Raw genomic sequence first — 26216 nt, 5'->3', positions numbered from 1 at the left:
CACCCCCGGAAAGCCCCCGACGGACACCCCGAAGGCCGGCCCCCACCAGCACGGCGGGAAAGCCGACCTGCACAAGAGCGGTGGGAAAGCCGACCTGCACAAGAGCGGCGGAAGGACCGACCGGAGAGAACCCGACACCGAACTGCCCAGCGACTCCCAAGCCGCCGCCGCCCGCCGCGGCCCCGCCGGCCCCGGCCGCTTCATGGGCGGCCAGGGCGCCGAGAAGTCCATGGACTTCAAGGGCTCCGGCAAACGCGTCCTCGGCCTGCTGCGCCCCGAACGCACCATCCTCCTCGGCGTCCTGCTCCTCGGCGTCCTCGGCATCGGCTGCGCCGTCATCGGCCCCAAGATCCTCGGCGACGCCACCGACCTGATCTTCGCCGGCGTCGTCGGCGCCCGCTTCGCCCCCGGCACCACGAAGGCCCAGGTTATCGACGGCCTGCGCGCCCACGGCGACAACGGCATCGCCGACCTGCTCGCCGCCGTCGACTTCACCCCCGGCCAGGGCATGGACTTCGACGCCATCGGCTCCGTCCTGCTCTGGGTCCTCGGCATCTACGTCGCCTCCGCCGTCTTCGGCATCCTCCAGGGCCGGCTCGCCACCACCGCCATCCAGCGTGCCAGCTACCGGCTGCGCCAGGACGTCGAGGCCAAACTCGCCCGCCTCCCGCTCAGCTACTTCGACAAGCAGCCCCGCGGCGAAGTGCTCAGCCGGGTCACCAACGACATCGACAACATCGGCCAGTCCATGCAGCAGACCATGGGACAGGTCGTCAACTCGCTGCTCACCGTGGTCGGCGTGCTCGCGATGATGTTCTGGATCTCCCCGCTGCTCGCCGTGATCGCCCTCGTCTCCGTCCCGCTCTCGGTGGTCGTCGCCACCCGGGTCGGCAAGCGGGCCCAACCGCAGTTCGTCCAGCAGTGGAAGTCCACCGGCCAGCTCAACGCCCACATCGAGGAGATGTACACCGGCCACACCCTGGTCAAGGCCTTCGGCCGCCAGCGCGAGGCCGCCGCCACCTTCCGCGAGCACAACGAAGCGCTCTACCAAGCCAGTTACCAGGCCCAGTTCATCTCCGGGATCATCCAGCCCGCGATGATGCTGATCGGCAACCTGCAGTACGTGCTGGTCGCCGTCGTCGGCGGCCTGCGGGTCGCCGGCGGCGCGCTGTCCATCGGCGACGTCCAGGCGTTCATCCAGTACTCCCGGCAGTTCAGCCAGCCGCTCACCCAGGTCGCCAGCATGGCCAACCTGGTGCAGTCCGGCGTCGCCTCCGCCGAGCGCGTCTTCGAACTCCTCGACGCCCCCGAGCAGAGCCCCGAACCCGCCATGCCCGAGAAGCCCGACACCGTCCACGGCCGGGTCGCCTTCCAGGACGTCTCCTTCCGCTACGACCCCGACAAGCCGCTCATCGAGGACCTCTCCCTCAAGGTCGAACCCGGCCAGACCGTCGCCATCGTCGGCCCCACCGGCGCCGGCAAGACCACCCTGGTCAACCTGCTGATGCGGTTCTACGAGGTCAGCTCCGGCCGGATCACCCTCGACGGGGTCGACATCTCCGCGATGTCCCGCGAGGACCTGCGCTCCGGCATCGGCATGGTCCTCCAGGACACCTGGCTGTTCGGCGGCACCATCGCCGACAACATCGCCTACGGCGCCCAGGGCGCCACCCGCGAACAGGTCGTCGAAGCCGCCAAGGCCGCCCACGTCGACCGCTTCGTCCGCACCCTCCCGGACGGCTACGACACCGTCATCGACGACGAGGGCACCGGCGTCAGCGCCGGCGAGAAGCAGCTGATCACCATCGCCCGGGCCTTCCTCGCCCAGCCGTCCATCCTCGTGCTCGACGAGGCGACCAGCTCCGTCGACACCCGCACCGAGGTGCTCATCCAGCGGGCCATGGCCCGGCTGCGCACCGGCCGCACCAGCTTCGTGATCGCCCACCGGCTCTCCACCATCCGGGACGCCGACGTGATCCTGGTGATGGAGAACGGCTCGATCGTCGAACAGGGCTCGCACGACGAGCTGATCGCCGCCGACGGCGCCTACGCCCGGCTCTACCAGGCGCAGTTCGCGGAGGCCGTGGCCGAGGTGGACTGACCCGCGCGTCACCGACGGGCCGGGGCGGAGCCTTCCGCCCCGGCCCTCGCGCGTCCGGGCCCCGCCCGTGCGCTCCGGACCCGGCCGTCCGTCCCGGCCCCGCCCGCCCGGGCCCCGCTCCGCGCCCCCGCTCGCTCCCCCCTCGAACGCGTCCGGCGCCGCCCCCGGTCGTCGCCATCGGCGTCAGCGGGCGCTACCTTGGGCCCGTGACCGACGACCAGGCCCCGCCCGCCCCGGACGCGTTCGAGGCCAACCGCCGCTACCTGGGCTCGGTCGCCTACCGGCTGCTCGGCTCCTTCACCGACGCCGAGGACGTCCTGCAGGACGCCTGGCTGCGCTGGCAAGCCGCCGACCGCTCCGCCGTCACCGACCCGCGCGCCTTCCTGACCACCGTCGTCACCCGGCTCTGCTACGACCAGCTCGGCTCCGCCCGCGCCCGCCGCGAGGCCTACTACGGCGAGTGGCTGCCCGAACCCGCCGTCACCTACGCGGACGTCCCGGACACCCCCGCCGAAGTCGCCGAGCGCGGCGAATCCGTCTCCCTCGCCCTGCTCGCCGTCCTCGAACAGCTCTCCCCCGCCGAACGGGCCGCCTTCGTGCTGCACGACGTCTTCGCGGTCGGCTTCGAGGAGATCGGCAGCTCGCTGGACCGCTCCCCCGACGCCGCCCGCCAGCTCGCCTCCCGAGCCCGCCGCCGGGTCAAGGACGGCCGCCGCCCCGCCGGCGCCACCGACCCGGCCGAACACCGCCAAGCCGTCGAGGCCTTCGCCGCCGCCACCACCCGCGGCGACATCCTCGCCCTGATGGAGGTCCTGGACCCGGACGTGGTCTGGCACTCCGACGGCGGCGGCATCATCCGGGCCGCCGTCCGCCCGATCCACGGCGCCGACCGGGTGGCCCGTACGGTCACCGGCCTGATCGCCAAGTGGTTCACCCCCGCCATCGCCACCGGCCCCGCCCTGGTCAACGGCGAACCCGGACTGGTCTGGTACGACCGGCCCACCGGCACCGTCGGCGGCGTGCTCGCCTTCACCGTGGCCGACGGCCGGATCACCGAGGCGTACGTCGTGGTCAACCCCGAGAAGCTCGGCCGCATCAGCCCGGTCACCCCCCGCTGACGCCCCCGCCCACCCCGCGCGGCCCGGCCCTCCACCCGACCCCCGGCGCGGCGTGACGCGGGTCACGGTCACATTCCGCACGGCCGCGTCGTCCCCCTCCCGAACAGCGCTCCCCGAGCGCGCACCGAACGGAGGCGGACGAGATGAGCAGCACCAGCAGCAGCCCGAAGCGGATCGTCGTCCTGGGCGCCGGCTACGCCGGACTCACCGCGGCCAAGGGCGCCGGACGGCACCACGACGTCACCCTGGTCGCCCCCGAGGAGCGGCTCCTGCACCGCATCCGCCAGCACGAGACGGCGGCCGGCCGCGGCCGCGACTGGCCCGCCATCGGGGACCTGGCCCGCGGCCGCCGGATCCGCCACCACCGGGCCCGGGCCGTCGAACTCGACCCGGCCGGACACAAGGTCGCCCTGGACGACGGCACCACCCTCGCCTACGACACCCTGGTCTACGCCCTCGGCAGCCGCACCGCCTGGCACGGCGTCCCCGGCGCCGTCGAGCACGCCCACCCCGTGGAGCAGGCCGCCGAGGTGCGGCGCCTGATCGCCGAAGCCCCCCGCCCCGGCACCCTGGCCGTCGTCGGCGGCGGCGCCACCGGCATCGAACTCGCCACCGAACTCGCCGAGGCCCACCCCGCCTGGCGGGTGCGGATCGTCGCCGCCGGCGAGGTCGGCGGCACCTACTCCGCCAAGGGCCGCGCCCACATCCGGCGCGTCCTCGACCGGCTCGGCGTCGAGGTCCACAAGCACGCCACCGTCACCGAGGTCACCCCGGAAGGACCGCGCACCGCCGCCGGCCCGATCCACGCCGACCTCACCCTCTGGGCCGCCTCGATGGAACCGCACCCGCTGGCCGCCGAGTCCGGACTCGCCGTGGACGAACGCGGCCGCGCCCTGGTCGACGACCACCTGCGATCGCTCTCGCACCCCGACATCCACGTCGTCGGCGACGCCGCCGCCGTCACCGTCCCCGGCGTCGGCACCCTGCGGATGGGCTGCGCCACCGCCCTGCCGCAGGGCCAGTACGTCGGCAAGCTGCTGGACGGACGCACCGCGGAGCCGTTCTCGTTCCGGTACGTCGTGCACTGCCTGAGCCTCGGCCGGCGGGACGGCCTGCTCCAGCTGGTCCACCCGGACGACTCGATGAAGCCCACCGTGTTCACCGGCACCGCGGGCCGGCTGGCCAAGGCCGGAATCGTCTCGGTCGTCCTCAGCGCGCTGAAGTGACCGCCGCAGCGCCGTCCGAGGACGCCGACGGGCGCGTCCCGAGGAGGCGCTGCGGGTACGCACCGGGAACCCCGAAGGGCCCGGGCATCGCGCCCGGGCCCTTCGGTTCGCGCCCCGTCGGCGCTTCCCCGCTCCTTCTTTCCCCTACTTCTTTTCCTTCGGCGCCTCGGCGTCGGTGGACAGCGCGGCGATGAAGGCCTCCTGCGGGACCTCCACGCGGCCGACCATCTTCATCCGCTTCTTGCCTTCCTTCTGCTTCTCCAGCAGCTTCCGCTTGCGGGAGATGTCACCGCCGTAGCACTTGGCGAGGACGTCCTTGCGGATCGCGCGGACCGTCTCGCGGGCGATGACCCGGGAGCCGATGGCGGCCTGGATCGGCACCTCGAACTGCTGGCGGGGGATCAGCTTCTGCAGCTTGCCGGCCATCATCACGCCGTAGCCGTAGGCCTTGTCCTTGTGGACGATCGCGGAGAAGGCGTCCACCGCGTCGCCGTGCAGCAGGATGTCGACCTTGACCAGGTTGGCGGTCTGCTCGCCGATGGGCTCGTAGTCGAGCGAGGCGTAGCCGCGGGTCTTGGACTTCAGCTGGTCGAAGAAGTCGAAGACGATCTCCGCGAGCGGCAGGGTGTAGCGCAGCTCGACGCGGTCCTCGGACAGGTAGTCCATGCCCTGGAGGTTGCCGCGGCGGGACTGGCAGAGCTCCATGATCGCGCCGACGAACTCGTTCGGCGCCAGGATGGTGCCGCGCACGACCGGCTCGTAGACCTCGGCGATCTTGCCGGAGGGGAACTCGCTCGGGTTGGTGACGGTGTGCTCGGTGCCGTCCTCCATGATCACCCGGTAGATCACGTTCGGAGCGGTGGAGATCAGGTCGAGGTTGAACTCGCGCTCCAGGCGCTCCCGGATGATCTCCAGGTGCAGCAGGCCGAGGAAGCCGCAGCGGTAGCCGAAGCCGAGCGCGACCGAGGTCTCCGGCTCGTACACCAGCGCCGCGTCGTTCAGCCGCAGCTTGTCGAGGGCGTCGCGCAGCAGCGGGTAGTCCGAGCCGTCCAGCGGGTAGAGGCCGGAGAACACCATCGGCCGCGGGTCCTTGTAGCCGCCCAGCGCCTCGGTCGCACCCTTGTGCTGCGAGGTGATGGTGTCACCGACCTTGGACTGCCGGACGTCCTTCACACCGGTGATGATGTAGCCCACCTCGCCGACGCCCAGGCCGTCCGCGACCTTCGGCTCGGGCGAGATGACGCCGATCTCCAGCAGCTCGTGGGTCGCGCCGGTGGACATCATCGCGATCCGCTCGCGCTTGTTCAGCTGGCCGTCCACGACACGGACGTAGGTGACCACGCCGCGGTAGGCGTCGTACACCGAGTCGAAGATCATCGCGCGGGCCGGGGCGTCCGCGACGCCGACCGGGGCCGGCACGGTGTTGACGATGTGGTCCAGCAGGTCCTCGACGCCCAGGCCCGTCTTGGCGCTGACCTTGAGCACGTCGCCCGGGTCGCAGCCGATGATGTGGGCGATCTCCTCGGCGTACTTCTCCGGCTGGGCGGCCGGCAGGTCGATCTTGTTGAGGACCGGGACGATCGTGAGGTCGTTCTCCAGCGCCAGGTACAGGTTGGCGAGGGTCTGCGCCTCGATGCCCTGGGCCGCGTCGACCACCAGGATGGTGCCCTCGCACGCGGCGAGGGAGCGGGACACCTCGTACGTGAAGTCCACGTGGCCCGGGGTGTCGATCATGTTGAGGATGTGCGTCGTCCCGGCGTCCGGCCCGGTCTTCGGCGCCCACGGGAGGCGGACCGCCTGCGACTTGATGGTGATGCCGCGCTCACGCTCGATGTCCATGCGGTCGAGGTACTGGGCGCGCATCTGCCGGGGGTCGACGACGCCGGTGATCTGCAGCATCCGGTCTGCGAGCGTCGACTTGCCGTGGTCGATGTGGGCGATGATGCAGAAGTTGCGGATCAGCGCCGGGTCGGTACGGCTGGGCTCTGGCACATTGCTGGGGGTCGCGGGCACCTTGGTCCGATTCTCCGTTGGTCCGGGGCCGGGGGTGTCCGGGTCATCGCTGACCGGTTTTCCCGGGGACCGGACAGTCTCGTCCGATCGAAATAGTTCCTCCCATCTTCCCACGACCGCCGCCCGTGCTGCCGTTCGGGCACCGCCCGCCCTTCCCCCCGCCCGCCGCCGGGCGGCAGGATGGCCGCCGTGATCCTCGAAAGCGCCCTGCTCGACGTGCTGCCCGGCCGGGAGGAGGAGTTCCTCGCCGCCTTCGCCGAAGCCCGCCCGCTGATCTCCGGCCGGCCCGGCTTCCGCTCCCTGGAACTGCGGCGATGCCTCGACGAGGGCCGCGGCTCGCGCTTCCTCCTCCAGGTGGGCTGGGACACCCTCGCCGACCACACCGAGGGCTTCCGCACCTCCCCCGAGTACCAGCGCTGGCGCGACCTGCTCCACCACTTCTACCGGCCGTTCCCCGAGGTCGAGCACTATGGCGAGCCCCTGCTCCGCGCGTAGCGGGCGCGGGGCGGGCGCGGAGCGGGCGCCGGGCGCAGCCCGGGGCGGCCGGTTCGGGGCGGACGGTTCGGGGCGGGCGGCGGCCGGTTCGGGGCGGGGCAGCCGGTTTGGGGCGCGCGGCGGGCCCCTGGTAGCGTGGGCAGCTGCACCTGGCCTCGGCATGCCCTCTCAGCTGGACCGACGGCCGTCAGGCGCAGCCCGTTCAATCCTTTTAGACAAGACTGAGGCTCCTTCGTGGCGAACATCAAGTCCCAGATCAAGCGCAACAAGACCAACGAGAAGGCGCGCCTGCGCAACAAGGCCGTCAAGTCCTCGCTGAAGACCGCTCTGCGCAAGGCCCGTGAGGCCGCCGCCGCCGGCGAGACCGAGAAGGCCGTCGTGCTGGCCCGCGCCGCCTCCAAGGCGCTGGACAAGGCCGTGAGCAAGGGCGTCATCCACGCCAACCAGGCCGCCAACAAGAAGTCGGCCATCACCAAGCGCGTCAACACCGCCGCCCAGGCCTGACGCCCCCGGGGCTCCGGCCCCACCGCCTCGGGACGATCCGGCCCTCTACCCGGACCCTGGGGCGCGCGAGACTCGCACCGCACGCGGCCTGCGTTCGCCACGCGGGTGCGGTGCACACAAGCAGTACGGCAGGCGCCGCAGTCGGCCTCTTCCCCAGAGGCCACTGCGGCGCCTGTCGCGTTCCACGGTCCGGCCGCTATCGTCGGTCCGATGCGATCGAGGTGCGGGGGAGCGCCCCGACGCCGGGCCAGGGGGGGAACCACATGACGACGCCACCACCACCGCCGGCACCCAACGGGCCGGGGTACGGATTCCCGCAGCAGCCGCCGGGCGTGGGCGCGCAGCCCGTCGCGGGCGGGCCGGGCGGGCCGGGCGGGCCGGGCGGGCCGGGCGGGCCGGGCGGGCCGGGCGCGGCCGGTTTCGGGCCGCCGCCCGGGCTGCCGGCCTCGCCGGGCATCCCCGGGGCACCCGCCTCGGCCGCGATACCCGGGCCGCCCGGGATGCCCACCGCGCCGGGAATGCCGGCGGCGCCGGGAGGCGGTGCGCCGCGCCCCGGAGGGAACCTGCGGCGCAACGCCGTCTGGGCGTTCGTCGGCGCCGTACTCGCCTCGGCCGGCTGGGCCACCGCCGTGATGGTCATCCCCGGCATGGTCAGCAGCGACTCCTCGCCGCGCAGCCTCGGCAACTACCACCTCTCGGACGACTTCTGCACCACCGGGAAGCCCACCAAGCTGCTGCAGACGTACTCCGTCTCCGACACCTCCGCGCCGACCCACCACACCGACCGGCACCCGGCCCTGGACAGCATGAACTGCTCGATGAGCCTCAAGCGGACGGGCGGCAACAGCGACAGCGAGTACGCCTCCGTCTACCTGCGCGCCGACCTCCACAAGGCCGTCAACCCGGGCCCCGAACTGACGGCCAACAAGGAGCTCTACCGGGCCCGCGGCTACCAGGTCACCGACATCTCCGGGATCGGCGAGGAGGCGTACTACCTGTACAAGGACGACGGCTCCGACAAGTACCACAGCGTCTACGCCGAGCTGGACGTCCGCGACGGCGGGATGACGTACTACATCAACTACTCGGCCAGCTACACCGAGGGCAAGGGCAAGCCGCCGTCCAAGGACGACCTGCGGAGCATCCTGCAGTCCGACGCCCAGGACGCCGTCCGGGCCATGCAGAAGTAGCCGCCCCGCCCTCGCCGTCCGGGCCCCGTCCGTCGGCTTCCTCGGCCCGTCGGCTTCCCCGGCCCGAAGGCTCCTCGGCCGGTGGGCTCCCTCGACCGGTGGGCTCCCACGGCGCGCGGTCGAGCCCCTCGGCCTCGCTAGTCTCAGTAGGCGGGGCGAGAGCCGGCCCGGGCGGCGCGGGCGACGGCGACCACCGCACGCTCCAGGGCGAAGGCCGGATCGTCCGAACCGCCCTTGACGGCGGCGTCGGCCTGGGCGATCGCGGTCAGGGCGGCGGCCACCGCGTCGCCCGTCCAGCCGCGCATCTGCTGGCGGACCCGGTCCACCTTCCACGGCGGCATGCCCAGCTCGCGGGCCAGGTCGGCCGGGCGCATGTTCCGCCCGGTGGTCGCCAGCCGCCCGATGCTGCGCACTCCGGAGGCCAGCGCGTAGGTGATGCCGGTCGGCGGCTGGCCGACGGCCAGGGCCCAGCGCAGCCGCTCCAGCGCCTCCGCGGCCCGGCCGGTGACCGCCAGGTCGGCCACCTCGAAGCCGGTCGCCTCGGCCCGTCCGCTGTAGTAGCGGGCCACCACCGTCTCGTCGATCGTGCCCTCGACGTCCGAGGTCAGCTGGTGGCACGCGGCCGCCAGCTCGCGCAGATCGCTGCCGAGGGCGTCCAGCAGCGCCTGGCAGGCCTCCGGCGTCGCCGAGCGGCCCAGCGCGCGGAACTCGCCCTTGACGAAGGCCAACCGCTCGCTCGCCTTGGCCAGCTTGGCGCAGACCACCTCCCGGCCGCCCGCCTTGCGCCCCGCGTCCAGCAGGCCCTTGCCCTTGGCGCCGCCGGCGTGCACCAGCACCATGATCACTTCGTCGGCCGGCGCCTCGATGTACGCCTTGACCTCCTTGACCGACTCCGCGGAGAGGTCCTGCGCGGCCCGGACGACGATCACCTTGCGCTCGGCGAACAGCGACGGCGTGGTCAGCTCGGCCAGGCTGCCGGGCTGCAGCCCCCCGGGGGGCAAGTCCCGTACGTCGGTGTCCGGGTCCGCCGCCTTCGCCGCGGCCACCACCTGGGCGACCGCGCGGTCCAGCAGCAGCTCCTCCTGGCCGACCGCGAGGGTCAGCGGGGCGAGCAGGTCGTCGGGTGCACTCTTCCTGGCCATCGCCTACCAGCATCCCACGGGCCGCGGACACTCCCGCCCGCCCGCGTGATCGGCCGTACCGGGTGGCCTGGACAATGGGCAGGTGACCGAGAACCCCGCCACCGACCTCCCGGCCGTCGACGACCCGCACGCCCGGCAGCTGCTCGTCCTGCCCGACCGCGACGCCGCGGAGGAAACCGCCGAAGAGCTCGGCGCCACGCAACCCGACATCGGCGAGCTGGAGATCGTGCGCGACGCGCTGGCCGGCGAGGACGACGCCGAGGACGCCCAGTGGCTCGTTGTCGTCGAAGCCCCGGACACCGGGTGGACCCCTGCCCTGCTGCACGCGCTCGACGCCATCGCCGCCGACCACGAAGGCTGGCGCGAGGAGGCCTGACGAGCCCAGCCGGGCATCGCCCCTTCCGGCGCGCTGCTTCTCCCTTCCTGCCCTTCCTGCCTGTCCGTTCTGCGGAGGGCGTCGCGCGCGTTCTGGTGCGGGATCGTGAGGGCAAATTTTGCTCCCGGCTTTCTGGGCGGCGTGTTCCGGGTTCGGCCCGGAGCACGCCGCCATCACGCTCCCTCAGGCCCCACTGATTCCGGGACCCGCGCCGCCGGCCACCCGCAAGCCGGCAGCGTGCGAGTTCTTTTCGGCTCTTCTCGGCGCGCTCCGGGCCCCGCCCGGAGCGCGCCGCAATAGCCCTTTTCGGCCGCACCTGTTTCCGGGCCCCCAGCCGCTTCCGGCCACGGTCGCCGGCACCATGCCCCGGGGCCTCAGCAGTTCTCCTCGGCGCGCTCCGGGCTCGGCCCGGAGCGCGCCGAAACGTTTCTCCTGGCCCCGCCCCCGCCCTTCCCGCTCTCCTCTCCCCAACCCCCAACCCCTTTCCCCACCCCACTCTGGGGTTGGGAGGAGGAGAGCGGGACTTCACCCGGGCGGGCCCCGGGGTGTGCCGGGTGCCTGCCCGGACCGGGTGGGCGTCGCCGAGCCGGCCGTGCCACGGGGACGCGGCTTGTGGTCGGCCCGCGTGGGCTGCGGGTGGACGGACACCCCGAGGGTGCCCGGCGAGTCGCCGGTCACGGCGATGTCGCCCACCCGGTCGGTCCGCAGGACGGTCGCGCCGAGGGCGCGCAGCCGGTCGACCGTCTTCGGAGCCGGGTGCCCGTACGCATTGCCCTCACCACAGGAGATGAGGGCCAGCCGCGGGCGCAGCGCGCCCGCCAGGTCCCAGTCCTGGTGGCCCGACCCGTGGTGGGCGACCTTCAGGACGTCGACCCGCCCCAGGTGCGCCAACAGGGCCGACTGGGCCGCCGGTTCGAGATCTCCGAGCAGTGCCATGCGTAGTCCTCCTGTCAGCGTCACCATCAGTGCGACGCTCGCGTTGTTCGCGCCTGGCGCCTCGACGCCGGCCCCGGGTACCGGCCACACCACGTCCCAGGCCAACTCCGCTCCCATCGACCGCCGTTCGCCACGCCCCGCCCGCAGCAGCGGGACTCCGGCGCCGGCGGCCCAGCCGGCCACGCGGGCCGCCTCCCCCGGCGGCTCGTCCAGCGTCGTGCCCTCGAGCGCGCCGACCGTCCGACCCCGCAACACCCCCGGCACGCCCTCGACGTGGTCGGCGTGGAAGTGCGTCAGCAGCAGGAGGGGCACCGTCGTGATGCCGAGATCGCGCAAGCACCTGTCCGCGGCGTTCGGATCCGGCCCGGTGTCGATCACCACCGCGCTGTCCGGTGCACCGGCCGCGAGGACCACCATGTCCCCCTGACCGACGTCGCACATCGCCAGGCGCCACCCGGGCGGTGGCCAACCGGTGGCGATCCGGGCGAGTTGCGGCGGGCGCAGCAGGACGGCCAGCAGCACCGCGAGCAGCACCCCCGTCACCAGCACCCGCACCCCTCGCCGTCGACGCCGGGGACGGACGGGCACCAGGAGGCCGGGTTCGGCGCGCCGCGGCAGCAGGAGCGGCGCCGCCCAGCAGGCTGCAAGGACCACCACCGCGACCGTCGCCGCCCCGAACCATCCTCCCGGCCAGGAGAGTTGACCACCCGGCAGCTCGGCGCCGCGTCGCGCGACCTGGGCGAGCCAGCCCGCCGGCAGCCCGGCCGGGACCGCGAGCAGCCGGGCCAGGGCCGGGAAGAGCGGCTGCAGGACGAGCACGCCGAAACCGAGCAGTGTCGCCGGGGCCACCGCCAGCTCCGCCAGCAGGTTGCACGGGACGCCGACCAGGCTGATGTGCCCGGACAGCACCACCGTCACCGGCGCGCACAGTGCCTGCGCGGCTGCCGTCGCCGCGAGGGCGCCCGCCAGGTGGTGCGGCCAGCGTCGGGCTCGCAGGGCCTCCGCCCAGTGCGGTCCGAGGACGAGCAGCCCGGCCGTGGCGAGCACCGAGAGCAGGAAGCCGAGCGATCGCGACAGGTATGGGTCCAGCAGGACCAGCACCAGTACGGCCCCGGTGAGTGCGGGTACTGCCTGCCGGGGCCGGCCGGTGGCGAGGGCGAGCATGCCGATCAGTCCCGTTCCGGCCGCCCGGAGCACGCTGGGCTCGGGGCGGCAGACGGTCACGAAGGCCAGCGTCAGCCCGGTGCCGAGCAGGGCGCCGGTGCGCAGGGACAGGCCCAGCACCGCGGCCAGCCCGCGCCGTTCCGGTGTGCCGGCCTGACCGGGTGCACCCAGCAACGCACCGAGGACGATAGCCAGGTTGGCCCCGCTGACCGCCACCAGGTGCATCAGGTCGGTGGCCTGGAAGGCGTCTTCGAGGTCGTCGGGCAGACGCGAGGTGTCCCCGACGACCAGGCCCGGGAGCAGGCCGCGCGCGTCCGGCGGGAGCCCGGCGGTGGCTGTGCGCAGGCCGTCGCGCAGCCGCCCGGCGATCCGTTGCGGCAGGCTGGGCGGTGCCAGCTGCCGGGGCGGGCCGTGGGCGACCAGCAGCGCCGCCGACTCGGTGTCGTGGCCCTCCCCCGGCGGTTGGACCTCGGCTTCCACGGCCAGTCGCTCGGACGGGAGCAGCCGCTTCCAGGGGTCGCCGTCCGCCCCTCGGACCATGACCGTCACGGGTGTGCGCACCCGGGTGGTCCGTCCGCCGGGGAGCAGCGTGACGCGGTCGGCGACGGCGTCCACGGTGAGCAGCGTCTGTCCGCCGGTGGTGCCGGCGCGGGAGGTGTGGAGTCGGGGATCGCCCGCGATGGTCAGCTCCACCTCCACCGCCAGGGGCGGCGCGGTCGGCGAGCGCGGCGCGGCGTGCTCGGCCGCGCGGGCGAGGTCCGGCAGCGGGCCTCGGTGCAGGTCGGCGGTGTGCAGTGGGGTCGCGATCGCGGCGGCCGCTCCGGTGAGCAGGGCGGCGGCCAGGGTCACCGCGGCCCCGTGCCGACGCAGTGGGCCCGGCCGGGCGAGCAGCAGGACGGCCGTGAGTACGGCGCAGCCCGCCGCCCCGAGGAGCGCCGCCTCGTAGCCGGCGTCCAAGCGCAGGAGCGCCGCTGTGACCGCCCAGGCCGAGACGGCGGGCAGCAGCAGCCGGAAGTCGGCGCCCGAGGAGCGGGCGTGCGGGATCGATGCGCTGGTGGCGGACACGCCGATGGCTCCCTTCGGGGCGAGGAGTCGCGCGGAGGAGCGTCAGAGGGTGAGCAGCGGACGGAGTTCCGCGTATGTACGGGCCCCGATGCCGCTGACCTGCCGGAGCTGGTCGAGGGAGCGGAAGGAGCCGTGCGAGGCTCGGTAGGCGAGGATGCGCTGGGCGAGGGTGGGACCGACGCCGGGGAGGGTGTCGAGCTGTTCGAGGGTGGCGCGGTTGAGGCTGACGGGCGGTCGAGGCGCGGCCGGGCCGGGTGTTCCGGTGCCGGACCCGACGGCCGCCGCTGGGGCGGGTGCCTGCTCGCCCACCAGCAGCTGTTCACCGTCCGTCAGGACGCGCGCCAGGTTGAGGTTCCTGGTGTCGGTCTCCGGCAGCACACCGCCCGCCGCCCGCAGGGCGTCGGCCACCCGGGAGCCGCCGGGCAGGGTGTGCAGGCCGGGGATGTGGACCCGGCCGCCGATGTCGATCACGACGGCCGCCCCGACCCCGGATCCTGGCCCCGCCCCGCCGCCGGCTCCTGACCCGGCCGCGAAGCCGGGCACGACGGTGTCGGCGCCGGCCGGACCGGGCCCTGATGCCTCGTCCGGGGGGACGGAGGCGGTCGCGGCCCCTGGCGCCGCCGAGGAGACCGCCAGCGCGGGAACGGCGACCGTCTCCGGTCTGGCCAGCCAGAAGTGCTGCACGGCGTAGCCCACCGCGAACAGCAGCAGGATGACCAACCCCGCCACCGCCCGCCGGTCGAGCGCCACCGCCGGGGCGATCGACGCGAACCACCGCCGTGGCCCGGGATCGGGGTGATCCGCCCGAGCACCCGGTGGATCCGCGTCGCCACCCCAGTCCCCCGCGCTACCCCGAGCGCGCACCCCGGCCACGCCCGGCAGCGCCGGGGCCGAGCCCGCGGGAGGCCCGGTCGCCGGCTGCTCCCCCGCCACGGAGGCGGTCGTGCCCGGCGCCGGCCCCGAGGTGCCGCCGGGGCCGGCGACCGGCACATCGGCCACCGGTACGTCGGTCACCGGTACGTCGGTCACCGTCTCATCAGCCACCGGCCGGTCATCCGGCGGCAGGTCGTCCGGCGGCAGCAGTGCGGCCAGCCGCAGTCGTACCGTCTCGTTGATCGCGTGGCGCTTCGCCGCGCCTCGGCCCCAGCCCAATCCCGTGGTCGTCATGCCGAGGACGGTAGAAGCCTCCCGGCGAACGTGCGGAAATTACCCAAACCCTGTGGATAACCCGGGGGTTGTGGACAAAATCCGTCACTCACACGAGTGGGCAGGACCCCCGAAGGTTGACCACACGACAGTCGGACGGACGAAATGCCCGCCACGAGCCAGCCGACCGGGCGGACGCTCCGCCCGCCCAGCTCAGTCGGTCCAGCCCAGCGCCGCACCGCCCAGCGCCGCACCGCCCAGCGCCGCACCGCCCACGCCGCACCGCCCGACACACACCGCCCGGCCCCGCCCCGCCCAACTCAGCCCCGACCCCCACACCCGCGCCGCCACCCGACTCCCGCGCCCCTCAGCGCGGCGCGACCACCACCGCGAGCAGCCCCGGCCCGACATGCGCGCCGATCACCGCCCCGACCTCTCCGACGTACAGCTCCCGCAGCCCCGGCACCCGCGCCCGCAACCGCTCCGCGAGCGGCTCGGCCCGGTCCTCGGCCGCCAGGTGGTGCACGGTGATGTCGACCTCCCGCTCCCCCGACCGCTCGACGGCGATCTCCTCCAGCCGCGCGATCGCCCGGGACGCCGTCCGCACCTTCTCCAGCGGCTCGATCCGCCCGGCGTCCAGGTGCAGCAGCGGCTTGACCGCCAGGGCCGATCCGAGCAGCGCACGCGCCGTCCCGATCCGACCGCCCCGGCGCAGGTGCTCCAGGGTGTCGACGTAGAAGAATCCGCTGGTCGCCTCCGCCCGCGCGGTCGCCACTCCGGACGCGCCGGCCAGGTCCTGCCCGTCCGCGATGGCCTCGGCCGCCGCCAGCACCGCGTAGCCGAGCGCCATCCCGACCAGTCGGCTGTCCACCACGCGCACGGGTACGGGTGCCTCGGCGGCCGCCAGCCGGGCGGCTTCGACGGTGCCGGACAGTTCGCCCGAGATGTGCACCGAGACGATCCCCTGCGCACCGGCCTCGGCGGCGGCCCGGTAGGTGGCCGCGAAGGTCTCGGGGTTCGGCCGGGAGGTGGTCACCCGCTGCTTCTCCCGCAGTGCCTCGGCGACGTCCTTCGGGGAGATCTCGACGCCCTCGCTGAGTACCGAGTCCCCGACCGCGACGCTCAGCGGGACCACCGTGATCCCGTGCCGGTCGAGGGCCTCCTGCGGCAGATAGGCCGTGGAATCGGTGACAAGCGCGAGGTCGGAGGGCATGAGGCGGAGGTTACTCCCCGTTCGTGCAGGAGGACAGCGGCCGCCGGAGGACGGTGGTGCGGTCGCCCGGGCGACCGCGGGAGCTCAGCCCGCCGAGGATCCCGTCGAGGGCTTGCGCAGCCGCTGCGCCAGCTTGGCCAGCGGATCGGCCAGCCCCAGCAGCTCCTCCGCGCTCGTCCGCCCCTTCCCGTCCGTCAGCCCGGCCCGGGCGGCGCGCCCGCCGGCACCCGCCGCACCGGCGCCCGAACCCGCCGCCGAGCCCGAACCCGCCGCCGATGTCGCCGAGCCGGAGCCCACCCCCGAACCCGCTCCCGACGTGTCCCAGTGCCGCAGCGCGCCCGCCTCGCTCTCGCACTCCTGGCTGAGCCGGCTCAGCTCGTCGTCCGCGAAGCGGTGCATCCGGTCCTGGGCGGCCCAGCGCATGCTCTCCGCCGCGTGCGTGATCCGCTCCGCCCGCTCGCGCAGCTCCGGAAGCTTTGCGGCGATCCGCGCGGCGTCGGGCTCGCGTTCGAGCATCCGCAGCTCGCCGTCGAGTTCCGCCGCGTGGGTGTCGAGCCGCGTGAGCAGGGCGAGTGCCTCGCCGAGTTGGCCGTCCTGGCCGAGCCCGCTCTCCAGCACCTGCCGGGTGCCGTCGAGCGAGGTGCGCAGGCCGAGCCGGACGGTGGCGATCTGCGCGGGCGGGCCGACCTTGGTGTACGTCTTCGCCTTGAGGGCGACGGTCTCCACGGCGCGCCGCGCGTTGGCCTCGTGCTTCTCGATCTTCGCGCCGACGGCCTTGGCCGCCTTGACCGTGCCGACCACCGCCAGGACGACCGCCGCGATCCCGAAGAGCAGGACCAGGCCGATCATCACGCCGAACACGTCCATCGCGTGCCACCTTCCGCTGCCGTATCGGCCCCCACCACGCCCAACGCGGGCCGCATCGCCGAGGGTTCCACGGTAGCTCCGGAGCAGCCCCAGGGGACCGTCCGAAGGGGCCCCGCGGACGGAGATCAGGGACAGATCCGGGATCACCCCGAGGACCCCGACCCCACCCCCGCCGGCGCCCCTCGCCCCACCCCACCCCGGCCTTCGCGCGCCACCCCCCAGGCCACACCCCCAGGCCACACGCCCCCAACCCGCGCGCCGCACACGCCGCACACCCCACACCCCGCGCCCCCGAGCGAAACGGGCGGGCGCCCCGAAGGACGCCCGCCCGCTCACCGGCCCCGAGCCCGGGCCTCACACCCGGGCCCAAGGCGCCACCGTCAGCCCGTGACGATGTTCACCAGCTTCGGCGCCCGCGCGATCACCTTGCGCACCTCCGCGCCGCCGATCGCCGCGACCACCGCCGGGTCCGCCAGCGCCAGCGCCTCCAGCTCCGCGTCCGAGATGCTCGGCGCGACCTCCAGCCGGGCCTTCACCTTGCCCTTGATCTGCACCACGCAGGTCACCGTCTCGTCCACCACGTACGCCGGGTCGGCGACCGGGTAGTCGGCGTGCGCCAGCGACTCGCCGTGGCCCAGGCGGCGCCACAGCTCCTCGGCGATGTGCGGGGCCAGCGGCGCGACCATCAGCACCAGCTGCTCGGCCACGGCGCGCGGCGTCGAACCGCGCTTGACCAGGAAGTTGTTCAGCTCGATGGCCTTGGCGACAGCCGTGTTGAACCGCAGTGCGGCCATGTCGCCGCGGATGCCGTCGATCGCCTTGTGCAGGGCGCGCAGCGTGGCCTCGTCGGGCGCCTCCTCGGTGACGACCAGTTCACCGGTGGTCTCCGAGACGATGTTGCGCCACAGCCGCTGCAGGAAGCGGTACGAGCCGACGACGGCGCGGGTGTCCCACGGGCGGGAGACGTCCAGCGGGCCCATCGACATCTCGTACAGGCGCAGCGTGTCGGCGCCGTACTCGTCGGCGATGTCGTCCGGCGCGACGGCGTTCTTCAGGGACTTGCCCATCTTCCCGGCCTCGCGCTTGACCGGCTCGCCCTGCCAGGAGTACTGGCCGTCGCGCTCCTCGACCTCGGCGGCGGGCACCGGGAAGCCGCGCTCGTCGCGGTAGACGTCGGCGGTGATCATGCCCTGGTTGAACAGCTTGTGGAACGGCTCGACGGACGAGACGTGGCCCAGGTCGTGCAGCACCTTGTGCCAGAAGCGCGCGTACAGCAGGTGCAGCACGGCGTGCTCGGCGCCTCCGACGTACAGGTCGGCGCCACCGGCGGGCTTGGTGTCCGTCGGGCCCAGCCAGTACTTCTCGTTGGCCGGGTCGACGACCTTCTCGGGGTTGGTCGGGTCGACGTAGCGCAGCTCGTACCAGCAGGAACCCGCCCAGTTGGGCATGGTGTTGGTCTCGCGGCGGTACTTCTTCGGGCCGTCGCCCAGGTCCAGTTCGACGTTGACCCAGGCCTCGTTGCGCGACAGCGGGGTCTCGGGCGAGGAGCTGGAGTCGTACGCGTCGTAGGTGCGCGGCGAGTAGTCGTCGACCTCGGGGACCTCGACCGGCAGCATCGACTCGGGCAGCGCGTGCATGACGCCGTCCTCGTCGTAGACGATCGGGAAGGGCTCGCCCCAGTACCGCTGGCGGCTGAACAGCCAGTCGCGCAGGCGGTAGTTGACGGTGCCCTCGCCGATGCCGCGCTCGGCCAGCCAGCCGGTGACGCGGGCCTTGGCGTCGACGACGCTCAGCCCGTCCAGGGACAGGTCGCCCTGCTCCCGCACGGAGTTGACGATGACGGAGTCGTAGGTGTCGAAGGCGTCGTCCCACTCGGCCGGGTCCGAGCCCCGGCCGTCCGTCGGCTCGACGACGCAGCGCATCGGCAGGGCGAAGGCGCGGGCGAACGCGAAGTCGCGGTGGTCGTGGGCGGGGACGGCCATGATGGCGCCGGTGCCGTAGCCCATCAGCACGTAGTCGGCGATGAACACGGGGACGGACGCGCCGCTGACCGGGTTGACGGCGTAGGCGCCGGTGAAGACGCCGGTCTTGACCTTGGCCTCGACCTGGCGCTCGACGTCCGACTTGGCGGCGGCGGTGGCCCGGTAGGCGGCGACGGCCTCGGCGGGGGTCGCGGCGCCGCCGGTCCACTCGGCGGGCACGCCCTCCGGCCAGGCGGCGGGGACGATCGAGTCGACCAGGCCGTGCTCGGGGGCCAGCACCATGTAGGTGGCGCCGAACAGGGTGTCGGGGCGGGTGGTGAAGACGGTGATCTTCTGGTCACCGGGCGCGGCGAAGTCGACCCGGGCGCCTTCGGAGCGCCCGATCCAGTTCCGCTGCTGCAGCTTGATGGCCTCGGGCCAGTCCAGCAGGTCCAGGTCCTCGATCAGCCGGTCGGAGTACGCGGTGATGCGCATCATCCACTGGCGCAGGTTGGACTTGAACACCGGGAAGTTGCCGCGCTCGGAGCGGCCGTCCGCGGTCACCTCCTCGTTGGCCAGCACGGTGCCCAGGCCGGGGCACCAGTTGACCGGCACCTCCTTGGCGTACGCCAGGCGGTACTCGCCCAGCACCTCGTCGCGCTCGGCGGGGGACAGCGACGCCCACGGACGGCCGTCCGGGGTCTGCCGCTCGCCGGACTCGAACTGGGCGACCAGTTCGGCGATCGGACGGGCCTTGCGGGCGTCCTCGTCGTACCAGGAGTTGAAGATCTGCAGGAAGATCCACTGGGTCCAGCGGTAGTAGTCCGGGTCGATCGTGGAGATCGAGCGGCGCGGGTCGTGGCCCAGGCCCAGCCGGCGCAGCTGCTGGCGCATGTTGGCGATGTTGGCCTCGGTGGAGACCCGCGGGTGGGTGCCGGTCTGCACCGCGTACTGCTCGGCGGGCAGGCCGAAGGCGTCGTAGCCCAGCGTGTGCAGCACGTTGTGGCCGGTCATCCGCTGGTAGCGGGCGAAGACGTCGGTGGCGATGTAGCCCAGCGGGTGGCCGACGTGCAGACCCGCACCAGAGGGGTACGGGAACATGTCCATGATGAAGCTGTGCGGCTTCGCGGCGACGTCACCGGCGGACGGGTCGGCCAGCGCACCGGTGGGGTTGGGGGCGTGGAAGGTGCCCTCCTTCTCCCAGAGGTCCTGCCAGCGGGACTCGATCTCGGCCGCCAGCGCGGCGCTGTACCGGAACGGCTCGGTCGCGGTCTCGGCCGCGCCGGACGCAGGGGTCGTCTCGCTCATGGTCCTTCAAGCTCCATCGGTGTCGGTTGGCGAACCGCGCAGGCGGCCGACCCGTGGACCCGGCCCGGGACGGGATCGGGGGCGGAAAACAAAAAATCCCCTCGCAGGAGGGGACGCCACGCCGACTCCGGCACCGCCCGAGGGCTCAGCCGGTCCTGGTCAGCGCGGCCGGCTAAGGAGCAGGCGCACGGTTCGCATGGGCTCAGGGTACCGCAAGCGCTCCGGCGTCCTGCCGGGTATTCCACCGGGACCGCCGCGCGAGCGGCGCCCTGGCACCGCCCCTCCGTCCCCGAGCACCACCCGTCCGCGGCGCGAGCGGCACCCGAGCACCACCTCTCCGTCCCACGGGAACCCGACCAGAACCCCACGGGAGCACCACGGGAGCCGCACGAGACCCCCCGAGAGCCAACCCCGCGAGAGCCGACCCCGCGAGAGCCGACCCCGCGAGAGCCGACCCCGCGAGAACCCCCGGACACCCCCCGCGCGCCCTACCGCAGCCTCACCGTGCCGCCCCCGCCCGCCCGGCCGCGTCGAAGTCCCGCAGCGCCTTCGCCAGCCGCTCCGACTGCATCCCCGCCGCGAGCGAGCGCGCCAGCGCCGCGGTGCGCGCCGCCTCCCGCTGGTCGCCGAGCCGCCGGTGGGTCTCGGCGAGGCGCACCATCAGCAGCGCCTTGGAGCGCGCCCGCCCAGCCCCGAGCCCGGCCACCGCCTCGGCGAGCAGCGCCTTCGCCAGCCGGTACTGGCCGAGCGCCAGCCGCCCCTCCCCCACCATGCCGGCGAGCGAGGCGCGGGCCTCCTCGGCGCCGGGCACGCCGTCCAGTTCGGCGAAGGCCCGGCGGGAGGCGTCCTCGGCGCGTTCCGGCTCGTCCCGGCGGCCGTACGCCCGGGCGAGCCGGCCGAGCTGGCGGGCGCGCCCGGTGGGGCTCAGGGCCTCTCCGTGAGCGTCCAGGGCGCCCTCCAGCGCGGAGACGGCGTCCAGGCCGCGGCCGCCCGGGCCCTGGGTGGCGAGCACCACCAGCGCGCCGAGCACGGCGACCCCGAGCCGGGCGTCGCCGCTGACGTGGGCGGCGCGCAGCGCGGCGACGAAGGCGCGCTGGGCGGCCGCGTCGTGGCCGAGGTCGTAGGCGGCCCAGCCGGCCAGCCGGGCGAGCCTACTTGCGGCGCCGTACAGCTCGCGGCCCAGTCGTTCGTCGTACGCGCCGAGTTCCAGCAGCTTGGCGAGCATGGCGAGTTCGGCCCGGACGGGGCCGAGGACGAGGCCGCCGCCGCAGGACCGTTCGAGTCGCTGCTTGCTGCGGTAGGACAGGCCCAGTTCGCCGACCAGCGCGGCTTCGACGCGCAGCGCGCCCTCGCCGCCACCGACGGGCGGGGGCGGCGAGCCGAGCCGGGCGGCCGCCTGGTCGAGGTCGGCGTTGCGGAAGAGGTCGGTGAGGCGGACCGGACCGGCGTCGGTGGCGGCCTCGCGCAGCGCGGTCTGGGCGGTGTCGGCGGTCCACGGGTCGGTGAGCAGCCGGGGCGAGAGGATCTTGGCGCCGCGGTGGCCGCCCATCCGGCCCCACAGCTGCTCGTAGGTGACGGCGATGCCGAGGGTGCGGCTGAGCACCTCGCACACCGCCTGGTCGTGCGGGCTGCGCGGCACCATGCCGCGGTCGCGCCACTTGTAGGGGGCGGTGGAGCTGATGGCCAGGCCCGGTGGCAGCGCGAGGCTCACCTCGCGGGCGAGCCGTTCCGGACTCCAGCCGAGCTGATGGAGTATCCGGGCCAGTTCCTCGTTCCGCCTTCGCTCCAGATCGGCCATGGCACGACGGTAGCGGGATTGCGGGCCATCCCGCCGGTGGCCGGGGGGAAACGCGGAGAGCCGCCCCCCGTTCCCGGGAGGCGGCTCTCGACTGCTGTGGAGCTATGGGGAATTGAACCCCAGACCTCTTGCATGCCATGCAAGCGCTCTACCAACTGAGCTATAGCCCCTTGACCTGCGATGTCACCGGGGCTTTCGGCCGTTTCCGTCCGGTTTCCCTCGGCGACATCGACTACTTTACACGGTCGGGGGCGTGCTCCAGAAATCCGTTTCCCGGGGTCCCGTTCCCCGGCTCGCCGGAAGGCGCCCGCCCGGCACCGCGCAGCACCGCCCGCACCGCGCAGCACCGCCCTGCACCGCCCGGCGCCGCGCGGTCCGCGTCCGAGCGGGCTACCGCGCCGCCCGCCCGCTGCGTGCGGCGCAGCCCGCCGCGGCGAGCGCCGCGACGGCGTCGAGCAGCAGGGTGGTCCGCAGGGCGTGCCCGGACTCGGCGGCGGGTGCCGGCAGGTGGACCTGCCCGAGGAACACCGAGCCGAGCACCGCGACCCCGATCACCTGGCCGAGCTGGATGACCGTCACCATCACCCCGCTGGCGTCGGCCGCGTCCTCGGGCGCCACCCCCGCGAGGGCCCGGGCGAACAGCGGCGCGTACGCGCAGCCGGCGATCAGGCCGAGCACGGCCATCTCCACCAGCGGTCCCGCGCCGATCCCGGCGCCGCCGCCGAGCAGGACGCCCAGCAGCAGGTAGCCGCCGCCGAGGAGCACCCCGGCGAGGAGCGGCAGGGCCTGGTGCAGCCGGCCGGGCAGCCGGTGCCAGTGCATGCTGGACAGGCCGAAGCCGATGGCGACGGGTGCCGAGCAGAGCCCGGCCTTGAGGGCGGTGTGGCCGAGCGCGGCCTGCTGGTGCAGGGCGAAGGCGAACATGAAGCCGGCGAAGGCCGCCATGATCGCGAACAGGCCGGCCGCCGCGGGCCGCAGCCCGGGGGCGCGCAGGACCCGCCCGGAGATCAGTGGCTGGCCGCCGCCGCGGGCGATCCGGCGCTCGACCGCCACGAAGAGTCCGAACAGCAGCACGCTGCCCGCGATCATCGCCCAGCCCCAGGCGGGCCAGCCGAGCTCGTGGCCGAGGACGAGCGGCACCACCAGCAGTCCGAGCGCCGCGCCGAGCACCGCCAGGCCGGGGAGGTCGAAGCCGCGCGAGGGGTCGCCGGGCAGCCGGGGCAGCAGCCGGGCACCGGCGGCCAGCAGCAGCACCCCGATCGGCACGTTGACCAGGAACACCGGCCGCCAGCCGGTGCCGAACAGGTCGGCGCTGACCAGCACCCCGCCGAGGACCTGGCCGAGCGCCATGCCGCCGGCCAGCACCGCCGAGTAGAGGCCGAGCGCCCGGGTGCGGGCGGCGCCGGTGAAGGTGCGCTGCAGCAGGCTCATCACCTGCGGCACCATCAGCGCGGAGCCGGCGCCCTGGAGCAGCCGGAAGGCGATCAGCCAGCCGGTGGACGGGGCGAGGCCGCAGGCCAGCGAGGCGGCGGTGAAGGCGGCCAGGCCGAGCTGGAACAGCCGGCTGTAGCCGTACCGGGCGCCGAGCCGCGCGCCGGTGATGAGCAGCACGGCGTAGGCGATGGTGTAGCCGGCGATCACCAGCTGCAGGGCGGCGCCGGAGGCGCCCAGGTCGGTGCGGATGGTGGGGACCGCGACGTTGACGATGGAGACGTCGAGCACGGCCATGAACTGCCCGCACAGGACGAGCGCGAGGAGGAGCCCGGGGCGTACGGCCGGGGCCCCGGTGGTGCTTCCGGCCACGCCGGGCCGGATCTGGAGGTCCGTCATGGCAGTCAGCCTGCGGCCCCGCCGGTACTGGTGGTTAGAGCCTGCCGATCCTGGTACTGGCAGCACCTGTATCGCCTGCCGGGCCTGCGGCACGATGGTGGCCATGACCGTCCTGGAGGAACTGCCCACCGCCGCGGGCGGTCGCGACCGCCGCCGCACCGAACTGGCCCGCTTCCTGAAGGCCTGCCGGGCGCGGGTCACGCCCGAGGAGGTGGGGCTGCCGCCCGGGCTGCGGCGCCGTACGCCGGGGCTGCGGCGCGAGGAGGTCGCGCAGCTCGCCGGGGTCGGGGTCACCTGGTACACGTGGCTGGAGCAGGGGCGGCCGATCAACGCGAGCGAGCAGGTGTTGCTGGCGGTGGCCCGGGCGCTGCGGCTGGACGGCACCGAGCGCGAGCACCTGTTCCGGCTGGCCGGGATGTCCCCGTCGCCGCTCGCGCAGCCGGGCCCGCCGGAGCTGAGCCCGTCGATCCAGGTGATCCTGGACTCGCTCGCCCCGTTGCCGGCGGCGGTCTCCAACACCCGTTTCGACGTGCTGAGCTACAACGGGCCGTACCGTTCGCTGTTCGGCACCGAGCGGATGCGCCCGGCCGGCGGGGTCGTCTTCAACAGCCTCTGGTGCATGCTGACCGCCCCGCCGTGCTGCAACCCGTGCGAGAACCGGGACGAGGCGCTGCCGCGGATGGTGGCGGTGCTGCGCTCGGCGTACGGCAAGCACGTGGGCGAGCCGGCCTGGGAGGAGCACGTGCAGCGGTTGTCGGCGCGCAGCGCACTGTTCCGGGAGCTGTGGGACCGCCAGGAGGTCGCGCCGCCGGAGACCTGGTTGCGGATGTTCCGCCACCCGCGGCTCGGGGTGCTGCGGCTGAACGCCACCTACCTGACGATGCCTGGCGTGCCGGAGTGCTACATCGTGGTGTACGTGCCGGCGGGTCCGCAGGACCAGGAGCGGGTGGAGCGGCTCGGTTCGCTGCCGCCGGGCGGCTGGATGCACTGCTGCGAGCTGTGAGCGGCGCCCCGTGCCCCCGCATCCGGCACCCCGCATCCGGCATCCGGCACCCCGCACCCCGCATCCGGCATCCGGCATCCGGCATCCGGCATCCGGCACCGAGTGTTCCGCGGGAACGCCGGGAGGCCGCCACCCTCGGGTGACGGCCTCCTGAACTGCTGTGGAGCTATGGGGAATTGAACCCCAGACCTCTTGCATGCCATGCAAGCGCTCTACCAACTGAGCTATAGCCCCGCGACACGGGCGACCCTGGCTGACCACGACCGCCGATGCGGAGTGGAGCTATGGGGAATTGAACCCCAGACCTCTTGCATGCCATGCAAGCGCTCTACCAACTGAGCTATAGCCCCGCACTCACCGGATCTCCCGCTTCCCTTCCGGGCCGCGTTCCTTCCCTGCGAACGAGGAAGACTCTAGCTGGTCAGGGCCGGAACTGCGAAATCCGTTCCCGTGGGCCCCCCGCACCCCCGAGCCGCAGGCCCGCACCGGACGCCCGACCGGACGCCGGTGCCGGAACCGCTCGGGGCTCGCTCGGGCTCGCTCAGGTGTCGTCGCCGATGACCGGCTGCGGGAGCGTGCCCGCGTTGTGCTCCAGCAGGCGCCAGCCGCGCGCCCCCCGGCCGAGCACCGACCAGCAGCAGTTGGACAGCCCGCCGAAGCACTCCCACTGGGCCGGCTCCAGGTCCAGCAGCCGTCCGAGCATGGTGCGGATCGTCCCGCCGTGGCTGACCACGACCAGCGTCCCGTTCTCCGGCAGCTTGGCGGCGGCTTCCAGGACCACCGGCACCGAGCGGTCGGCGACCTCGGTGGCGAGTTCGCCGCCACCGCCGCGCCGCACCGGCTCACCGGCCGCCCAGGCCGCGTACTCCTCCGGGAAGCGCTCGCGGATCTCGGCGTTGGTCAGGCCCTGCCAGGAGCCCGCGTACGTCTCCCGCAGGCCCTCGTGGTGCGTCACGTCCAGCCCGGTGACCCTGGCCAGTTCGTCGGCGGTGCGCCGGGCACGCTTGAGGTCGGAGGAGATCAGCAGGTCGGGGCGGAGCCCGGAGAGCAGCCGGGCCGCCCGCTGGGCCTGCAGGACGCCCTGGCCGGTCAGCTCGATGTCCGTGGTGCCCTGGAACCGCGATTCGAGGTTCCAGGACGTCTGGCCGTGCCGCCAGAAGACGATGCGCGGGCCTCGCGCGCCGCGGCTCAGTGCAGGTCCTCGGGCTTGCCGAAGTCGTCGGCGGGGGCGACGGCGTTGCCGGCCTCGTCGGTGTGGGCGTCGGGGCGGTTGCGCGAGGCCAGGGCGTCCTCGGGCAGCGGCAGCTCGGGGCAGTCCTTCCAGAGCCGGTCGAGCGAGTAGAAGGAGCGCTCCTCGGAGTGCTGGACGTGCACGACGATGTCCAGGTAGTCGAGCAGGATCCAGCGGCCCTCGCGCTCGCCCTCGCGGCGCACCGGCTTGATGTCCAGCTGCTCGCGCAGCTGGTCCTCGATCTCCTCGGCGATCGAGCGGACCTGGCGGTCGTTGTTCGCGGAGGCGATCAGGAAGGCGTCGGTGATCGACAGCACCTCGCTGACGTCGAAGGCGATGATGTTGTGCGCGAGCTTGTCGGCCGCCGCCTGCGCGGCGACGGTGATGAGCTGCTGGCTGTGGTCGGTGACGGTCACGGTGTTCTTCCGGCTCGGCGGCTTGGGGCGGCGCCCCGGCGCGGGGCCGGGGTCGCCTTCCAGGATCTCACGCCGCCCGGGCGGGCCCGGAACCGTTTTCCGGGCCCGCCCGG

General features: G+C 73.8%; 19 protein-coding genes and 3 tRNA genes. 8 read left to right on the top strand and 14 right to left on the bottom strand.

Annotated features, from left to right (window positions below):
• Positions 1-202 precede the first annotated feature (202 nt).
• The 3 genes from ACZ6Y7_RS15945 to ACZ6Y7_RS15935 all read left to right on the top strand — a co-directional run bounded on the left by ACZ6Y7_RS15945 (position 203) and on the right by ACZ6Y7_RS15935 (position 4445).
• Positions 203-2101 (top strand): ABC transporter ATP-binding protein, encoded by a 1899-nt coding sequence (locus tag ACZ6Y7_RS15945; protein WP_465758781.1) that lies wholly within the window; start codon positions 203-205, stop codon positions 2099-2101.
• A 206-nt stretch (positions 2102-2307) separates the two neighbouring features.
• The gene (sigJ, locus tag ACZ6Y7_RS15940) at positions 2308-3219 is read left to right on the top strand and encodes an RNA polymerase sigma factor SigJ (RefSeq protein WP_465758474.1); all 912 of its coding nucleotides are present in this window, start codon (positions 2308-2310) and stop codon (positions 3217-3219) included.
• A gap of 143 nt (positions 3220-3362) precedes the next feature.
• Complete coding sequence (locus tag ACZ6Y7_RS15935) at positions 3363-4445, top strand: NAD(P)/FAD-dependent oxidoreductase (protein ID WP_465758473.1); 1083 nt, start codon at positions 3363-3365, stop codon at positions 4443-4445.
• Between the two features lie 144 nt (positions 4446-4589).
• Here the strand turns inward: ACZ6Y7_RS15935 and lepA are convergent, their stop codons facing one another.
• On the bottom strand, positions 4590-6458 hold the full coding sequence (gene lepA, locus ACZ6Y7_RS15930; RefSeq protein ID WP_465758472.1) for a translation elongation factor 4: 1869 nt from the start codon (positions 6456-6458) through the stop codon (positions 4590-4592).
• A gap of 189 nt (positions 6459-6647) precedes the next feature.
• Here lepA and ACZ6Y7_RS15925 point away from each other — a divergent pair, with 189 nt between their 5' ends.
• From ACZ6Y7_RS15925 to ACZ6Y7_RS15915, 3 genes are all read left to right on the top strand, one after another.
• Positions 6648-6953: an antibiotic biosynthesis monooxygenase family protein gene (locus tag ACZ6Y7_RS15925; protein ID WP_465758471.1), complete on the top strand. Its 306-nt coding sequence runs from the start codon at positions 6648-6650 to the stop codon at positions 6951-6953.
• Positions 6954-7187: 234 nt separating this feature from the next.
• The gene (gene rpsT, locus ACZ6Y7_RS15920; RefSeq protein WP_329931122.1) at positions 7188-7457 is read left to right on the top strand and encodes a 30S ribosomal protein S20; all 270 of its coding nucleotides are present in this window, start codon (positions 7188-7190) and stop codon (positions 7455-7457) included.
• Positions 7458-7975: 518 nt separating this feature from the next.
• Positions 7976-8647 (top strand): hypothetical protein, encoded by a 672-nt coding sequence (locus tag ACZ6Y7_RS15915; protein ID WP_465758470.1) that lies wholly within the window; start codon positions 7976-7978, stop codon positions 8645-8647.
• Between the two features lie 143 nt (positions 8648-8790).
• Here the strand turns inward: ACZ6Y7_RS15915 and holA are convergent, their stop codons facing one another.
• Positions 8791-9789, bottom strand: coding sequence for a DNA polymerase III subunit delta (gene holA / locus ACZ6Y7_RS15910; protein WP_465758469.1), 999 nt, complete (start codon positions 9787-9789; stop codon positions 8791-8793).
• 82 nt (positions 9790-9871) lie between these two features.
• Between holA and ACZ6Y7_RS15905 the strand changes: the two genes are divergently transcribed.
• Positions 9872-10165, top strand: coding sequence for a hypothetical protein (locus tag ACZ6Y7_RS15905; RefSeq protein ID WP_465758468.1), 294 nt, complete (start codon positions 9872-9874; stop codon positions 10163-10165).
• Between the two features lie 525 nt (positions 10166-10690).
• Here ACZ6Y7_RS15905 and ACZ6Y7_RS15900 read toward each other — a convergent pair.
• The 8 genes from ACZ6Y7_RS15900 to ACZ6Y7_RS15865 form a co-directional block, all read right to left on the bottom strand.
• A complete protein-coding gene (locus ACZ6Y7_RS15900) occupies positions 10691-13330 on the bottom strand; it encodes a ComEC/Rec2 family competence protein (protein ID WP_465758467.1) in 2640 nt (879 codons plus the stop codon).
• Positions 13331-13372: 42 nt separating this feature from the next.
• Complete coding sequence (locus ACZ6Y7_RS15895; protein ID WP_465758466.1) at positions 13373-14497, bottom strand: ComEA family DNA-binding protein; 1125 nt, start codon at positions 14495-14497, stop codon at positions 13373-13375.
• 346 nt (positions 14498-14843) lie between these two features.
• Positions 14844-15689 (bottom strand): DegV family protein, encoded by an 846-nt coding sequence (locus ACZ6Y7_RS15890; protein ID WP_465758465.1) that lies wholly within the window; start codon positions 15687-15689, stop codon positions 14844-14846.
• A gap of 84 nt (positions 15690-15773) precedes the next feature.
• Positions 15774-16556 carry a hypothetical protein gene (locus tag ACZ6Y7_RS15885; protein WP_465758464.1) on the bottom strand — a complete coding sequence of 261 codons (783 nt, stop codon included), beginning with the start codon at positions 16554-16556 and terminating at the stop codon, positions 15774-15776.
• A 380-nt stretch (positions 16557-16936) separates the two neighbouring features.
• Entirely contained in the window at positions 16937-19825 is a 2889-nt protein-coding gene (gene leuS / locus ACZ6Y7_RS15880) for a leucine--tRNA ligase (RefSeq protein ID WP_465758463.1), read from the bottom strand.
• Between the two features lie 499 nt (positions 19826-20324).
• The gene (locus tag ACZ6Y7_RS15875; RefSeq protein ID WP_465758462.1) at positions 20325-21623 is read right to left on the bottom strand and encodes a hypothetical protein; all 1299 of its coding nucleotides are present in this window, start codon (positions 21621-21623) and stop codon (positions 20325-20327) included.
• A gap of 97 nt (positions 21624-21720) precedes the next feature.
• Positions 21721-21793: transfer RNA gene (locus ACZ6Y7_RS15870), tRNA-Ala, on the bottom strand.
• A 220-nt stretch (positions 21794-22013) separates the two neighbouring features.
• On the bottom strand, positions 22014-23453 hold the full coding sequence (locus tag ACZ6Y7_RS15865; protein ID WP_465758461.1) for an MFS transporter: 1440 nt from the start codon (positions 23451-23453) through the stop codon (positions 22014-22016).
• Positions 23454-23556: 103 nt separating this feature from the next.
• Between ACZ6Y7_RS15865 and ACZ6Y7_RS15860 the strand changes: the two genes are divergently transcribed.
• On the top strand, positions 23557-24456 hold the full coding sequence (locus tag ACZ6Y7_RS15860; RefSeq protein WP_465758460.1) for a helix-turn-helix transcriptional regulator: 900 nt from the start codon (positions 23557-23559) through the stop codon (positions 24454-24456).
• A gap of 161 nt (positions 24457-24617) precedes the next feature.
• Here the strand turns inward: ACZ6Y7_RS15860 and ACZ6Y7_RS15855 are convergent.
• The 4 genes from ACZ6Y7_RS15855 to rsfS form a co-directional block, all read right to left on the bottom strand.
• Positions 24618-24690, bottom strand: a tRNA-Ala gene (locus ACZ6Y7_RS15855).
• Positions 24691-24733: 43 nt separating this feature from the next.
• Positions 24734-24806 (bottom strand) — tRNA-Ala (locus tag ACZ6Y7_RS15850).
• Between the two features lie 191 nt (positions 24807-24997).
• Entirely contained in the window at positions 24998-25648 is a 651-nt protein-coding gene (locus tag ACZ6Y7_RS15845) for a histidine phosphatase family protein (RefSeq protein ID WP_402216340.1), read from the bottom strand.
• Positions 25645-26103: a ribosome silencing factor gene (gene rsfS / locus ACZ6Y7_RS15840; protein WP_224284631.1), complete on the bottom strand. Its 459-nt coding sequence runs from the start codon at positions 26101-26103 to the stop codon at positions 25645-25647. Before rsfS ends, ACZ6Y7_RS15845 begins: the two co-directional genes overlap by 4 nt.
• Positions 26104-26216: the final 113 nt, after the last annotated feature.

This window comes from Kitasatospora sp. NPDC053308 (genome assembly GCF_055585785.1).
This window is presented reverse-complemented; position numbering and strand designations above follow the sequence as displayed.

Bases quoted from the DNA above. Each gene is read 5' to 3' on its own strand.
- ACZ6Y7_RS15865 (WP_465758461.1), bottom strand. From the start codon at position 23,453: ATGACGGACCTCCAGATCCGGCCCGGCGTGGCCGGAAGCACCACCGGG.
- ACZ6Y7_RS15885 (WP_465758464.1), bottom strand. From the start codon at position 16,556: ATGGACGTGTTCGGCGTGATGATCGGCCTGGTCCTGCTCTTCGGGATC.
- ACZ6Y7_RS15915 (WP_465758470.1), top strand. From the start codon at position 7,976: ATGCCGGCGGCGCCGGGAGGCGGTGCGCCGCGCCCCGGAGGGAACCTG.
- holA (WP_465758469.1), bottom strand. From the start codon at position 9,789: ATGGCCAGGAAGAGTGCACCCGACGACCTGCTCGCCCCGCTGACCCTC.
- ACZ6Y7_RS15895 (WP_465758466.1), bottom strand. From the start codon at position 14,497: ATGACGACCACGGGATTGGGCTGGGGCCGAGGCGCGGCGAAGCGCCAC.
- ACZ6Y7_RS15875 (WP_465758462.1), bottom strand. From the start codon at position 21,623: ATGGCCGATCTGGAGCGAAGGCGGAACGAGGAACTGGCCCGGATACTC.
- ACZ6Y7_RS15860 (WP_465758460.1), top strand. From the start codon at position 23,557: ATGACCGTCCTGGAGGAACTGCCCACCGCCGCGGGCGGTCGCGACCGC.
- ACZ6Y7_RS15890 (WP_465758465.1), bottom strand. From the start codon at position 15,689: ATGCCCTCCGACCTCGCGCTTGTCACCGATTCCACGGCCTATCTGCCG.
- ACZ6Y7_RS15935 (WP_465758473.1), top strand. From the start codon at position 3,363: ATGAGCAGCACCAGCAGCAGCCCGAAGCGGATCGTCGTCCTGGGCGCC.
- leuS (WP_465758463.1), bottom strand. From the start codon at position 19,825: ATGAGCGAGACGACCCCTGCGTCCGGCGCGGCCGAGACCGCGACCGAG.
- ACZ6Y7_RS15945 (WP_465758781.1), top strand. From the start codon at position 203: ATGGGCGGCCAGGGCGCCGAGAAGTCCATGGACTTCAAGGGCTCCGGC.